The sequence below is a fragment of the Nocardia sp. CDC159 genome (assembly GCF_023740735.1).
Lineage (GTDB): Bacteria > Actinomycetota > Actinomycetes > Mycobacteriales > Mycobacteriaceae > Nocardia > Nocardia pulmonis.
On sequence record NZ_JAMRXH010000003.1, the window covers coordinates 599,043 to 611,830 of the forward strand.

Annotated in this window: 13 protein-coding genes and 1 pseudogene; 7 read left to right on the top strand and 7 right to left on the bottom strand. The window is 64.8% G+C overall.

Annotated features, from left to right (window positions below; genetic code table 11):
- Positions 1-236: 236 nt before the first annotated feature.
- Together NDR87_RS09790 and NDR87_RS09795 are read left to right on the top strand one after the other, a co-directional pair.
- Entirely contained in the window at positions 237-410 is a 174-nt protein-coding gene (locus NDR87_RS09790; RefSeq protein WP_251910814.1) for a hypothetical protein, read from the top strand.
- A 165-nt stretch (positions 411-575) separates the two neighbouring features.
- Complete coding sequence (locus NDR87_RS09795) at positions 576-2,657, top strand: ATP-dependent DNA helicase RecQ (RefSeq protein ID WP_251910815.1); 2,082 nt, start codon at positions 576-578, stop codon at positions 2,655-2,657.
- A gap of 342 nt (positions 2,658-2,999) precedes the next feature.
- Here NDR87_RS09795 and NDR87_RS09800 read toward each other — a convergent pair whose 3' ends face one another.
- The 3 genes from NDR87_RS09800 to NDR87_RS09810 all read right to left on the bottom strand — a co-directional run bounded on the left by NDR87_RS09800 (position 3,000) and on the right by NDR87_RS09810 (position 7,204).
- Positions 3,000-4,913: a peptidase M61 gene (locus tag NDR87_RS09800; RefSeq protein WP_251910816.1), complete on the bottom strand. Its 1,914-nt coding sequence runs from the start codon at positions 4,911-4,913 to the stop codon at positions 3,000-3,002.
- Between the two features lie 680 nt (positions 4,914-5,593).
- On the bottom strand, positions 5,594-5,755 hold the full coding sequence (locus NDR87_RS09805) for a hypothetical protein (RefSeq protein WP_251910817.1): 162 nt from the start codon (positions 5,753-5,755) through the stop codon (positions 5,594-5,596).
- A gap of 498 nt (positions 5,756-6,253) precedes the next feature.
- Entirely contained in the window at positions 6,254-7,204 is a 951-nt protein-coding gene (locus NDR87_RS09810) for an ankyrin repeat domain-containing protein (RefSeq protein ID WP_251941106.1), read from the bottom strand.
- Between the two features lie 23 nt (positions 7,205-7,227).
- On the opposite strand from NDR87_RS09810, the gene NDR87_RS09815 reads away from it, so the two are divergent.
- Complete coding sequence (locus NDR87_RS09815; protein ID WP_251910819.1) at positions 7,228-7,386, top strand: hypothetical protein; 159 nt, start codon at positions 7,228-7,230, stop codon at positions 7,384-7,386.
- Between the two features lie 325 nt (positions 7,387-7,711).
- Entirely contained in the window at positions 7,712-7,999 is a 288-nt protein-coding gene (locus NDR87_RS09820) for a hypothetical protein (RefSeq protein ID WP_251910820.1), read from the top strand.
- 494 nt (positions 8,000-8,493) lie between these two features.
- Here NDR87_RS09820 and NDR87_RS09825 read toward each other — a convergent pair whose 3' ends face one another.
- Entirely contained in the window at positions 8,494-8,706 is a 213-nt protein-coding gene (locus NDR87_RS09825) for a DUF397 domain-containing protein (RefSeq protein ID WP_251910821.1), read from the bottom strand.
- 330 nt (positions 8,707-9,036) lie between these two features.
- Between NDR87_RS09825 and NDR87_RS09830 the strand changes: the two genes are divergently transcribed.
- A complete protein-coding gene (locus tag NDR87_RS09830; RefSeq protein WP_251910822.1) occupies positions 9,037-9,636 on the top strand; it encodes a GNAT family N-acetyltransferase in 600 nt (199 codons plus the stop codon).
- Here NDR87_RS09830 and NDR87_RS09835 read toward each other — a convergent pair.
- A complete protein-coding gene (locus tag NDR87_RS09835) occupies positions 9,605-9,892 on the bottom strand; it encodes a hypothetical protein (RefSeq protein ID WP_251910823.1) in 288 nt (95 codons plus the stop codon). The genes NDR87_RS09830 and NDR87_RS09835 overlap by 32 nt on opposite strands.
- A gap of 270 nt (positions 9,893-10,162) precedes the next feature.
- On the opposite strand from NDR87_RS09835, the gene NDR87_RS09840 reads away from it, so the two are divergent.
- Positions 10,163-10,492, top strand: a complete 330-nt coding sequence (locus NDR87_RS09840; protein ID WP_251910824.1) for a M1 family aminopeptidase — start codon at positions 10,163-10,165, stop codon at positions 10,490-10,492.
- Positions 10,493-10,559: 67 nt separating this feature from the next.
- Positions 10,560-10,808, top strand: a pseudogene (locus NDR87_RS09845) (DNA-directed RNA polymerase subunit alpha C-terminal domain-containing protein); the annotation flags it as partial.
- 524 nt (positions 10,809-11,332) lie between these two features.
- On the opposite strand, the gene NDR87_RS09850 reads toward NDR87_RS09845, so the two are convergent.
- Complete coding sequence (locus tag NDR87_RS09850) at positions 11,333-11,656, bottom strand: GntR family transcriptional regulator (protein WP_251910825.1); 324 nt, start codon at positions 11,654-11,656, stop codon at positions 11,333-11,335.
- Positions 11,657-11,708: 52 nt separating this feature from the next.
- On the bottom strand, positions 11,709-12,530 hold the full coding sequence (locus tag NDR87_RS09855; protein ID WP_251910826.1) for a hypothetical protein: 822 nt from the start codon (positions 12,528-12,530) through the stop codon (positions 11,709-11,711).
- Positions 12,531-12,788: the final 258 nt, after the last annotated feature.

Below are 12,788 nucleotides of genomic sequence, written 5' to 3' on the forward strand. Positions count from 1 at the left end.
CCCGGGACGCGGGACCCACGAAGACAAGTCCCACCCAGTTCCAAATCTCCCCAGCTGGAACCCGGGCGCACCCAACACTTTACGACCGATCGGGGGTACCAATGAACAATTCGGAGATTACATCGACAGAACATCCGACCAGCTGACCGAACGACATCATGGAGGGTATCCATCGCACAGAAGACAATGGGCTGCAAGCCGTTTGGCGGCTCGATCGAGCCTGCCGGATCGGAATAGTGGCCGTCTACGACGCCACCGATCCGACCCCGGCCGTCTCCTTCGGACCCCGCGACTATCCGGATCTCGTGGAGGTTCGCGAAATGCTGCCGGAATTCGACGGACTCTGGAATGCCGTGAGACACGATTTCTGGGCCACCTGCATCCGCGGCAATAAACCGAGCGCGAGGTGAATGCCCTTTCGCGGCCGCCACCTCCACGCTATAGTCGGCCGACCTTCGCGATACGGACATCCGCACCGCTTATCGACGTGTGCGGGATACAAATGCTCCATAAAGGGTGCGGATGTCCGATTCGCCTCTGGCCGGTTGTCGGTGGGCTCGGGCACGATAGGCCCCATGACTACCGACCTGCGCGAATCCGCCGAGACGCTGCTCCGCGACCTGGCCGGGCCGCATGCGCGGCTGCGTGAGGATCAATGGACGGCCATCGAGGCGCTGGTGGTGGACCGTCGCCGCGCGCTGGTGGTGCAGCGCACCGGATGGGGCAAATCGGCGGTGTATTTCATCTCCGCCAAACTGCTGCGCGCCCAGGGCCGCGGGCCGACGGTCATCGTCTCGCCCCTGCTGGCGCTGATGCGCAACCAGGTGGCCGCCGCCCAGCGCACGGGAGTCGTTGCGGCGACGATCAATTCGGGCAATGTCACCGAATGGGACGAGATCCACGCCCGGGTCGCCGCCGGTGCGGTCGACGTACTGCTGGTCAGTCCCGAGCGGCTCAACAACCCGGACTTCCGCGATTCGGTACTGCCCAAACTCGCCGCCGACGCCGGGCTGGTGGTCATCGACGAGGCACATTGCGTATCGGACTGGGGCCACGATTTCCGCCCCGACTACCGGCGCATCCGCACCCTCATCGCCGACCTCGGCAGCGATATCCCGGTGCTGGCGACCACCGCCACGGCCAACGATCGCGTGGTCGCCGACGTGGCCACCCAGATCGGCCTGGGCCGCGACGACGCCCTGGTCCTGCGCGGCACCCTCGACCGCGAATCCCTGCACATGTCGGTCATCCGCATGGACGACGCCGTCCAGCGCACCGCCTGGCTGAGCCGCTACCTGCACGAGCTGCCCGGCTCGGGCATCATCTACACCCTCACGGTCGCCGCGGCCCACGACCTGGCCGACGTCCTCGCCTCGCACGGCCACCGCGTCTCGGCCTACACCGGCCAGACCGATCCGGCCGAACGCGAGGCACTGGAGGCGGCCCTGCTCGACAACGAGGTCAAGGCGCTGGTGGCCACCTCCGCGCTGGGCATGGGCTTCGACAAACCCGACCTCGGCTTCGTCGTGCACGTCGGCGCACCCTCCTCACCCATCGCCTACTACCAACAGGTCGGGCGCGCGGGCCGCGGCACCGAACGCGCCGAGGTGATCCTGCTGCCCGGCCCGGAAGACCGCCGCATCTGGAGCTACTTCGCCTCGGTGGCCTTCCCGCGCGAACCGGCGGTCCGCGCGGTGCTCGACGCCCTCGACCGCGAGCGCCCGCTGTCGACCATCGCGCTGGAACCGCTGGTCGAGCTCAACCGTTCCCGCCTGGAAATGGTCCTCAAGGTGCTCGACGTCGACGGCGCGGTGCGCCGCGTGCGCGGCGGCTGGCTGGCCACCGGCCAACCGTGGCACTACGACGCCGAACGCTACGAGCGCCTGGCCGCGGCCCGCGAGGCCGAACAGCAGGCGATGATCGAATACCAGTCCACCACCGAATGCCGGATGAACTTCCTGCGCCGCCAGCTCGACGACCCCGGCCTCACCGACCAGGGCTGCGGCCGCTGCGACAACTGCACCGGCACCCGCCCCGACACCGCGGTGGACCAGGCCGACCTCGCCGCCATCCGCACCCGCCTGGACCGCCCCGGCATCGACCTCTCCCCGCGCAAACAGTGGCCCACCGGCATGGCCAAACTCGGAATTCCCCTGTCCGGCAAGATAACCGACGGCCTCGAGACCGGTCGGGTCCTGGGCCGCCTCAGCGACCTCGGCTGGGGCACCCGCCTGCGCGCCCTGCTCGACGCGCCCGACGGCCCGGTCCCCGACCACATCTTCGACGCCTGCATAGCCGTTCTGCGCGAATGGAATTGGGCCCAGCGCCCCACCTCCGTCATGGCCATGCCCTCCCCTACCCACCCCCAACTGACCACCGATCTGGCCACTCGCCTCGCCAAGGTCGGCCGCCTCCAAGACCTCGGCACCCTCCACCCGCGCCCCGGTCGCCCACCGGTCTCGGCCGCCAACTCCGCCCACCGCGTAGCCGCCCTCTACGACTCCTGGGAACCCCCAGCCCTACCATCCCTCGACGGCCCAATCCTGTTGGTGGACACCTACACCGAATCCGGCTGGACCCTAACCCTCGCCGCCCGAACCCTCCGCCGCGCAGGTGCCCCCGCAGTCCTCCCCTTCGCCCTGGCCACCCCCACCTAATCCCTTGCGCCACAACGCTCAACAACAAAAGGATCACCGTGCCCCACTATCACGTCACCGCCACCACATCGCCCCCCGCCCCCACCGTCTGAAAACTCCTGATCGACGGCCGCAGCTGGCCCCCTGGGCCTCCGGCCTGGACGAATTGGTCGAACAACCCCCTCCGCCCGTAACCCAAGCGCCCGTCCCAAACCACCACTAACACCAGCGCCCGCATCGCCCAAATGCCATCCAGTCATCGAAAACTCACCACCAGGGCGAGTCAAGACTGACCGGATTGGACAATCGACCCACACGCGACAACCGCGCGCCCGCGACGTCGCGATGCTAGACCGTACGGCGCTAGTTCCGCGCGGCCAGGATCTGGGTGAGGTAGTCCGGGGTGCCGTCGATGCGTTGCAGATGCGGGTAACGGAGGCCGTCGTGATAGTTCAGTTCAACGGTCCGTGTCTGATCGAAGTCCTTCACCTGCAATCGGATCGGTGCGGGGTCTGTCTTGGCCGCCTCGATTGCGGCTTCCATCGTGGCTTGGGAATAGGGGGCGTCGTTGACCGAAACCACCGTCATCCCGGAGCCGACTTTTGCCTTGAATGCGGGTCCGTCCCATCGCACGTCGGTGACCTTGCCTTCACCGGACACGTTGAGACCGATCGAGTAGGTGTAGTTGACTGCGCCCTCGGCCTCTTTCATCTGAGCCGTGAGTAAGGCGCCTGGGTTGTTGTCGTAGACCAACTTCCACCCCGTCTTCTCGACACTCGTGGCGAACGGTTCCTTTCCGTCGAGGCGATCGCGCAGGTACTTCGCCCAATCGTCGGAGACCACGCCATTCAGCGTCGAGACGACGTCGTTGAAGTCGTAGGTGTTCTGTGACGCCCACTTACCATCGTCGACACCGAAGAACGCGCGAGCGAAATCATCGAGTGACTTCGTGTTCCCCGACAGCTCACGGATACGCGCGTCCACCCCCAGCCACACCAGTTGCCCGCCCCGGTAGTAATCCTCGCTGAGCTGCCACGACCGATACGGCTTCGTACGCCGCTGAGCGATGATGGGATCGTTGGTGGTGTCCTGCAGATTGCGCCAGGTGAGTCCGGGCCGGTCTTCGGTGTATGCGGCGACTACCGAAGCCAACGCATCACGAGAGGCTTCCGCGGGTCGCAAGCCGGACCGTCCGGTGAGCACGTTGCCCCAATACTGCGTCTGTCCCTCGTAGACCCACAACAAGCTGTCTTGCATCGGGACGTTGTAGTTGGGTGTCCACAGGTCGGCCGGGCGTCGAAACTTGCCGTTCCAGGAATGGGTGAACTCGTGCGCGAGTAGATCGGCGCTGCCAACCGCGGGGTTCCACCCCGTGAAATAGTCCTTGGGTCGGCCGTTCTCGCTGGATCGTTGGTGTTCCAACCCATTGGAGCTGAGCTGATCCGACAACGACAGCAGGAAGTCGTAGTGGTCATAGTGTTGTGAGCCGTACAGTGCCAGAGCCTGTCGCACCAGAGCCCTGTGCAGCTCAATGTGCTCGGGCTTGGCTTCGAGCTGCTCCGGTGCGTCTGCGAATACTTGCAGCCGCACCGGGGTTTTCGCGCCAGGAGCCAGGTCGAACTCTCTGTGGTAGCGCCCCGCATACACGGGCGAGTCGACGAGGATATCCAACGGAACCGGCTTGTAATTCACGGTGTCGCCGTCCTTGCCGGCGATCTCCAGCGCGGTTCCGGCCTCGAATCCTGGCGGGTAGGTAACGCTCGCGGTGAAGGGAATCTCACTGACGGGAGCACCGGCCGGATAGAGCACCACGGCATTCCACTGCAAATTCAGCATATTCGGCGTCATCACCACGCGCCCTTGAGTGGAATCGGTGGGGGTGAGGTACTGGAAGCTCGCGTTGATCGATTCCACGCCGTCGGGCACAGCAACCTTGAACGCATACACGTTCAGCGGATCACGCTTCCACTCCAGCTTGTTCCCGGCGCTGGTGAAGGTGATGCCCGCGATCTTGTCGATCGGACCGGACGGAGAGTGGTTGCCGGGCAGCCACTGCGGAAAAAGTAAAACCATCTCACCCGGCTGAGCGGGAATCGTCTGTTTCACCTGAATCACGCGTTGCGGCAGATTGGTCACGTCGACCGCCACCGAGATCGCTTTCTGGTTCGCCGGAGCTTTATCAGCCTTGTTGCGCAAGCCGAAGTAGAGCGAGCCTGCCAGGAGAATGATAACGACGACGCCAACAGCGCCAATGATACGAATCTTGGACAACGACACTCCCCGAGTCACACAGACGATCTTGTCTACACTACGAATTAGACGCAATGCCCGCCCCGGCGGCTGGTATTCATCGGCCAAGGATAGGTCGCGTACGGTGCGGTCGCCGCGACCGCCTGCCCCATCCCCTCCTCCGGCGTCAACGCTTCGAATAGCTTGTTCGGGTCGGCGAGCGTCCCTTGGTTGCTGAACTAATTGTTCATACTACGAGGGTTGGTATCGCGGTGTGCGAGGAGCGAGTGTGGGCTGCGTCATACCTGTCGCGCGGCGCGGTCGCCGACTGGCCGAACTTCCGACGGATACGGCGTAGCCCGCTGGTAGGCACTGGTTTTGGTGCGCGACGGCAACGCTCGTCAGAGCCCTCGGCCTCGTTGGTGCGCTTCATCGGAGCGGAGAACGCCAATCCACCTGTGGGCTGGGCCGCCGGTCCGCTCCTGGTGTTCCGGCCTGTAATGGTCGAAGTCCAACGAGGTTTGGGATGTGTACTGGTAGAGGATGATCATCGATCGACAGCGCTACCCCGAAGCGGACCCACGGGCGGAATACAGCCCGACCCGCTCGGCCGGACGCTCCAGGGGCCGATAACGGATCGAACGCCCTCAACACGGCATTTCAGGATGTCCTGCGGCGCAGTCGATCTTCCCCGGCTACCGACCCGCCAGCGGCACATCAGTACGTTCTCAACCATTGCCCGTAACGGCGAGGTGCTCGCCGTAGAAGAGCATCAGTCCTGCGGCTGCGGCGATGACCTGGTGACTCTGCGGCAACGCCGCGCGGATTTCCTGGCCCAGCTTCTCGCGGGTGAACAAGCGGACGAGCATCGGCGTCAACGTGATCGACACGCCGACGCAATCATCACGGCGAACAGGATCTGTCTCATCTACCCCCCAAGGGACCCGCTACCGGGCTGCGGCCCGACCAATCTGATAGCACCCAAACGGAACAAAGGGCCGGTGTCAGTCACCGCAACTATGTCGACAGCCGCGTCGCGAGGCATCGCGGCTGCGACGTGTCCCATCGGAACAAATAGATTGCCCCCGAATAGAATTCGCCGCCGGCGATCTCGTCATCGCTGCGTCAGAACCGAACGAACGCGGAATCGACTGGAATGTCGACCACGCTTTCGGGTCGAATGGGAACCGTTGGTCCTCGTCGCGATCCGACCATTGCCCAAGGCTCTCCGCCGGGAGAAGGTAGAGGCCGGGCGGTTCGTCCCGCCGGCGGCGATACCTCTCCGGTTCGGCCAGTCGACACCTTTGCAGAATGTATGAAAGGCGCTCGTACTGCTCGCGATCTGGGACACCCCGCGCCCGCGGCCACCAGTTCGGTCATCCGCGCGGTCAGGGTCGGTACAGATAGTCGCCGTCGGGCACACGTAGCCAGATGTCCGGCGGTCCAGCGAAGGCGCGCGCGTCGCGCGGGCGCAACCCGGCCCACGCGCAGCAGTAGGCGAGGACATCGAACTGATACAGATACGAGGTGAGGATGTCCTCGGCGGAATCCTCCTCGTCCGGGATGGGGGCGGGACTGATATCTGAGTCGGTGAGCACGCCGTCGAAACTGGTGCGGCCCTGGCAGCCGCTCTTCGGGTTGAAGTACATCCCATAGCATTTCGTGCCGGGAGACAGGCGGATGGAGATGCCGGGCGCCGAGGCGATGTAGTACCAGGGTTGGACGATTGCGCAGCCGCCGGGCACGTCGGTCGCCCACATCGTCAACTCGGTGTGGCTGGCCGGAGGATAGGTGCACATGTCTTCCTCGGTCACCGATTCCGCCGGGACGACCTCGGCGTCCAACCGGCGGACAGCCTCGGCCGCGTCGATGCCCGCGACACAGACCAGGCTCATCCCGTCGACCCATGTTTCGCCCAGTGCCGTGGTCAGCTGGCGCCTTTCCTCGACCGCGGCCTGTTCGGAGGCCGACAACTCGCCGGTGACCAGCGGATGCTGCCCAGCCAGGCTCAGCCTTCCCGGGGACCAGCCCGCCATCATCGGTCGCGCCGGATCAGCGCCCGCAGCCAGCAACACGCGGGCGTTGTCGGGACGGTTGGCGTACACCGCACGCCACAACGCGGTACGGCCCAACGCCATCGCGTCGACATCACACACCCACGACGCCAGCTCCGCCACCACCTCCGCAGACCCGTGTACGGCGGCAATGTCCAACGGTCTCTGGTGGTAACGCAGTAGGGCATCGGGGTCGGCACCCGCTTCTAGACGTGCGCGTATCTGCCCTGGATCGGTCCATGCCGCCCAGTCGAGGCCAGCCCAGCCACCCTGCTCATCATGCATGACTACAGTGTGCAGTCTCGAACATGCGTTCGGCAATCCGCTGCGTCGGTCCCGGCAACACCGGTGGCGCACAGCTGCCGGTACCGAGCGACGGCGCCGTCGAGTCGGGTCGGCGCGTGGCGCGAGTGAAGAGCTTCTCGGAGAAGATCCGCATCACCTCCGGTGGGTGCTGCTGTATGTGAAGCGGTGGCTGGACTGCGCGTGAGGCAGGCGCGCCTTGGGCCTTGGCGAGTAGCGGGTTGGTGCCGTGACCGAGTGCCACACGATGTCACACGTGATACCGACGAGAGCGAACTCTGGCGTACCGAATCCAGGGCAAGCCGGATGCCGATACCCTCAGAACATCCCGTATCCGCCTCCGGAGCAGACGCACACTCGTCGGCCTGTGCGGATGATTTGCGTGGCGGGGCGGCGGGGCCGCCGCTCGGAACACGCTGTCCGACAACCCAATCCAATGGCACGACGAAGGTCCGCGCGTTTGCGCGGACCTTTTGTACAGTGGCCCCCATGTGGTTGCTCAAAGGGCTGATGTTCGCGTTGCTGGGGGCACTGGTCCTGTCGATATCGGCGACCATCGTGTTCGCCATGAACGACCACCCGGAGTGCGTCGCGATCCCCGGAGACGTCGGGCCCTGCGGATTCTGGCCGCAGGTCGGCTACATCGGTCCCTTCGTCATCCTCTGGGGAACGTTTCTCGGCACCGGGATCGCGGCCGCGTTCCTGCTGGTCGCCGCCGCGATCCGCGGGCTCATACTCGCACTGTCGCGGCGGCAGCCCGCGAGTAGCCGGGGGTAGCCAGTGCCCGGCCCCAACCGGTATCGATGATCGGCCCCGACTCGGGTAATGCCGCATACCCTTCGGACAGTTCGGCGCCGCACAGCGCAGCTCACCCACCTGCGCCAGCAACTGCCCGCGCCTGCTTTCCAGCTCGATCGGATCCGCCACCATGCGCTCGAGTCCGCACCGGTGTGTGACCGCCCTCCCGCCTGACGGCAGCTTCTGCAACGCCCTCAACTCGGCATGTGCGGACGTCCTGCGCCGCAGTCGATCTCGCTGTGCCGAACGACCGCGCAGCGCCATGAGCGTGCATTGCCGGGCGTGGCGGTCATTCATTGTATGACCTGTCAGGATGCGAGGTGTAGCGGCAGCGCACTGCCAGCACGTGCACCCCCGGCCGGTTCCGTTCACCGAGATCGCCGTGGGTGAATCGTCGTGCGGCCGGTGTTCGTGCTTCGGGCCGGGCACCGCTGTCGGGGGGTCCGGCACTGAGCACAGTTGGTGGGTCCGAATCAGGCGGTCGGGTCGGCGATGACGCCGTTGTCCAGTACGTCGGTGAAGGCGGCCCACTCGTCGCCGGTGAAGACCAGGGCCGGGCCGGTCGGATTCTTGGAGTCGCGGACGCCGACGCGGCCGTGGTCGAGGAAGGCCACCTCGACGCAGTCGGGGCCACCATCGCTGTAGCTGCTCTTGAACCAGGTGGCGGTGGATGGATCGGCAGTCATGTCGAGTCCCTTCTGCGGTTGGTCGAGTATGCCGGTAACCAGGTCGTCGTGGTTACGCGGCCACAGCGCTGACAATTCGCTCTCGCTTCGCCCTACCCGATAGGCACATCGCGAAACCGACTGCTGCACAACGCATTGGAGTGAGCAGGAAGACTTGTCCGCATTGTGTCCTCCGCCCGGGTGGGATACCGGGTGTTTCAGCCTCTGCTTCTACCAGTCGTGGGACCACCGACGACAGCACAGATGTGGAACGGGTTATCACACTGTCGATCGGTCGACGCCACGTCACCGAATTGCGTGACTGCGGCTCTCAGGTGTGGGGTAGGGCTCGTGACAGCGCTGGTGGTGCCGGTATTGGAGGGCGAGGGGATTCGGCTGCGGCCCTTTGTGACAGCAGACGTGGGCTTAATCGTCGACGCCGGGCAGGATCCGTTGATTCCGCTGATCACGACGGTGGTTACTCATGGGGATGAGGCCGACGGGCAGGCCTTCATCCGGCGCCAGTACCAACGGGCAGCGACCGGGGAAGGGTGGTCGTTCGCCGTCTCGGATCTCGACACCGGTTCGGCGGTAGGGCAGATCGGGCTCCGGCGGCGAGATATTCGTCATGGCAGAGCATCGGTCGGGTACTGGGTCGGACCGGCCTATCGACGCTGTGGTTACGCAGGGCGGGCTCTGCGCCTGCTCACCTCGTGGGCCGGGACTCTGGAGGAAGTGTCGCGGCTCGAGCTGTATGTCGAGCCATGGAACGAGGGATCATGGCGCGCCGCGGAGTCGGCCGGATACCAACGCGAGGGCCTGCTTCGCAGATGGGAGAAGATCGCTGGCGGCCTACCGACATCCACTTCTCGGCATTCTCGTGCGTTGCCGAGGCTTCGTCACGAGGAGTTTCTTGTCTTCAGAAGTTCAGGGCTGCGACAGTCTCGTTGACCAGCGCGAGTGTGGCATCGCGGTTGTCGCCTGCCGCCATAACCTGCTCATAGAAGCGTCCACCGCTGATGGGCAGGTGGAGTACGGACAGACGCATGCCGGCCCGATTGCCGGCAACTTCGGCGTCATTGTTGATTACGTCGGTAAAGGCACTCTGATTCAGATGGTGCGCGATGTTGGCCTTGTGTTCCCCGATGGTCGGTGGGTGAGGCGGACCGAGCTGGATCTGTCGCGTGTTGCAAAACAGGAACGCCATGGTTGCTCCAGCCGTTCTACGGACGAGGTGGACCAGCAACTTTACGCCTCGAGGCCAGCCCATGGCCAGGATTCAGTTGCCAGCCATGATTCAGCCACTGGCGCTCATGGAGCCATGAGCGTGCAGTCCGCAAGATCGTTTATTGCCCACCGACTGTGGCCCCCCGGGCGACCGGAACGCGGCATTTTCGTGCGTTCGGCAGCGTGGGGAGGAGTTTGCCGCCGATTCCAGGTGGTAGCACCGGGACAGAGCGGTTCGGAAGGAGATCCCATGCCAGACGACGACTTCATCGGCCAGGTACAGGCACGTGCCGGACTGCCCGACCGTGCCACCGCGGAAACCGCCACGCGCGCGGCCGTGGGCCTGCTCACCAAGCGACTGGACGGCTTCGAGTATCCGAAGGTCGACCAGGTGGGCATCCCCGACTACAGCTCCGGGGGCAGGGAGAACTGGGGATTGACCACCTTCCGGGAGCACGCCCTCGTCCGCGGGTCACGGGGTGATGATCCGATACGGGTTGCGCTCGAACTGCTTTGGAAGACCGTCACCGACGATTTGACCGAGTTACGCGGCACACCACCACCGCACACGGCACGCTGATCCGCGATGGAATGAGATACTGATCATGAGTGATCAAGAGGATGCCGCCCAGACCGCCAGGTCTGCGGAGTTGGCTCCAGTCCTTCTTCGGAAGGTCGATAGCCTCGACCTCGCCGTCCGTACTACCAACCGTCTCAAAGACGAGGCTATCCACTACATCGGCGACCTGGTTCAACGCACCGAAGTGGAACTCCTCAAGACACCGAACCTCGGCACGAAAGACCTGGCGGAGATCAAGAACGTCCTCGCCTCCAGGGGGCTCTCCCTCGGAATGCCGGTGGAGAACTGGCCGTCAGCATCCATCGCCGACGAGTAAGAACTGCCCGACCACAGTGGGGGCAGGTCCCAAACCAATGTGGCGCGGATCAGATCCGAGGACTGCGCCACGATCAGGGCCAAGGAAAGCAAGGAAATCGAGTCCCAGTTCGCGGGCACGGTGTCAGCTCCGTCGACACCAGGACAGATCAACGTAACCACGAGGGACGGGCTCGTTTCTGCTGGGGACTGCCCACGGACAACTCCTCCAAGGCGCTCAGTTACGGCTCCTGCGCTGCAGGCGAGAAGACTCAGCAGTTCGAGGTGAAACCCGCTGGCTGACCCGGTGCCGGTTCGACAGACGCAGTTTCGGCCGCTAAGCCCACACCAGGCGACGGACACGTCCGTCGCCCCGACAGCCCTTGTCGGGCAACGACATCCTTGCTCATGACATCCTGCATTCGGCATTTCCGTGCGTTGAAAGCCTTGCCAGCCAACCAATCTGGACGACCGGCCAACGCCCGACCAGCGGCATTATCGGACGTGGCTCAGTCTGTGCCGTGGACCGAAATCGATTCGGGGGAATTACTTGTCGAATGCTTCGAGCAGGTTGGCGACGGCGGCGAGGGTGGCCTCTGCGTCGAAGCCCAACGCGCGAGCGTTTGTGACATAGCTTGCTGCCGCAAGACGCAGTCCATCGGTGGCTCGGTCATTGGAAATATGTTGCGCCACAACAGTTCCCTGTCGCCGGGCGGTGTGAACGATACCGGCGATCTCCAACTCGTGATACGCCCGCGCCACGGTGCCGGCGGCCAAGCCGAGATCGCGGGCGAGCTGCCGGATGGTCGGCAACCGCGAACCGACCGGCAGTTCGCCGGAGCCGACCCGGGCCGCGATCTGATCGCGCACCTGGCGCCACGGTGCCACACCGCTGTCCGGCTCGACAACGATCTGGACAGGGTCAGTCATGGCAGACAGTACGCTTGCTGTCGGCGCCGGTCCGAAGAACCCGGACCCTGACCATGAACCACCAGGCAACCAGGCCCAGCAGGAGCGTGACAAGGGCGAACGGGATTGCCTGGGGGCCGATCCACGCCACCCAGTCCGGCATCTCCTTGCCCGACCGCCGAAGATTGGCCAAGCCCCAGAGCGCATCGGCGAGCAACGTCGCCGCGGCCATGGTGCCCAGACCCGTCATCACGCGCGCGCTGCGAAGCCGCAGCGCCGTGTCGACCGCGACGTCGCCCATGGCGGGCCGGGCGATCGCCAACCACGCCACGGCATACACAACGCCCGTGCTACCCACAGCCGCAGCCACCGAGATCCACGGCTCGCCGGCGGTCGCCGGTCCTGTAGCCGACGTCTCCGCCGCGGACGTCAGCAACACACCGCAGACAGCCAGCGCCACGGCAGTGAGGTGTACGGCGATCATCCACGTCGGCAACATGTCACCGATGCTGCGACGGGTGAGTGTGGCAACTCGGAAACGGCCGCGTACCGGTCGAATCATCGCGATCAGCTCAGCAAGCAGTAACGCGATCAGTATCCAGCAGAGCCCGCCGAACCAATAGCCGGGCAAGACCAAAAACACCACATACAGCACACGACGGTTTCGCAGGTAGGTACGTACGATTCGCCCCTGTTCCTCGGTGGGATCGGGCACCCCCCATCTGCGGAGAAGCCTCGGCCCGCTGCGCTCACTCGGCCATAGCAGCCACAGCAGTACAGCGGCCGACACCGCGAGGGCCGCAAAGTGAATGACGGCGAAGGTGCCCATGCCCATCCCAGCTTTGTATCAAAGGGTCGACACAATACTGGCATATGTGTCAAACCCGCTGCGGTCGATCGGATGGTGGGCACGCTCCTCGTCGGCGAATCCGTCGTCAGAACCCGGCCGACGCCGACGTCCGCTCGTCGGCTAGTTAGAAACTGGTATCACGATCGGGTCCCGGCCAGGATCCGGTCCAGGTGCCCGGTGGGGGTGCTCTCTCGTTCGGCTGCCCACCATCAGGGTTCGGTGTGGCTCTCAAATTGGCTTGCC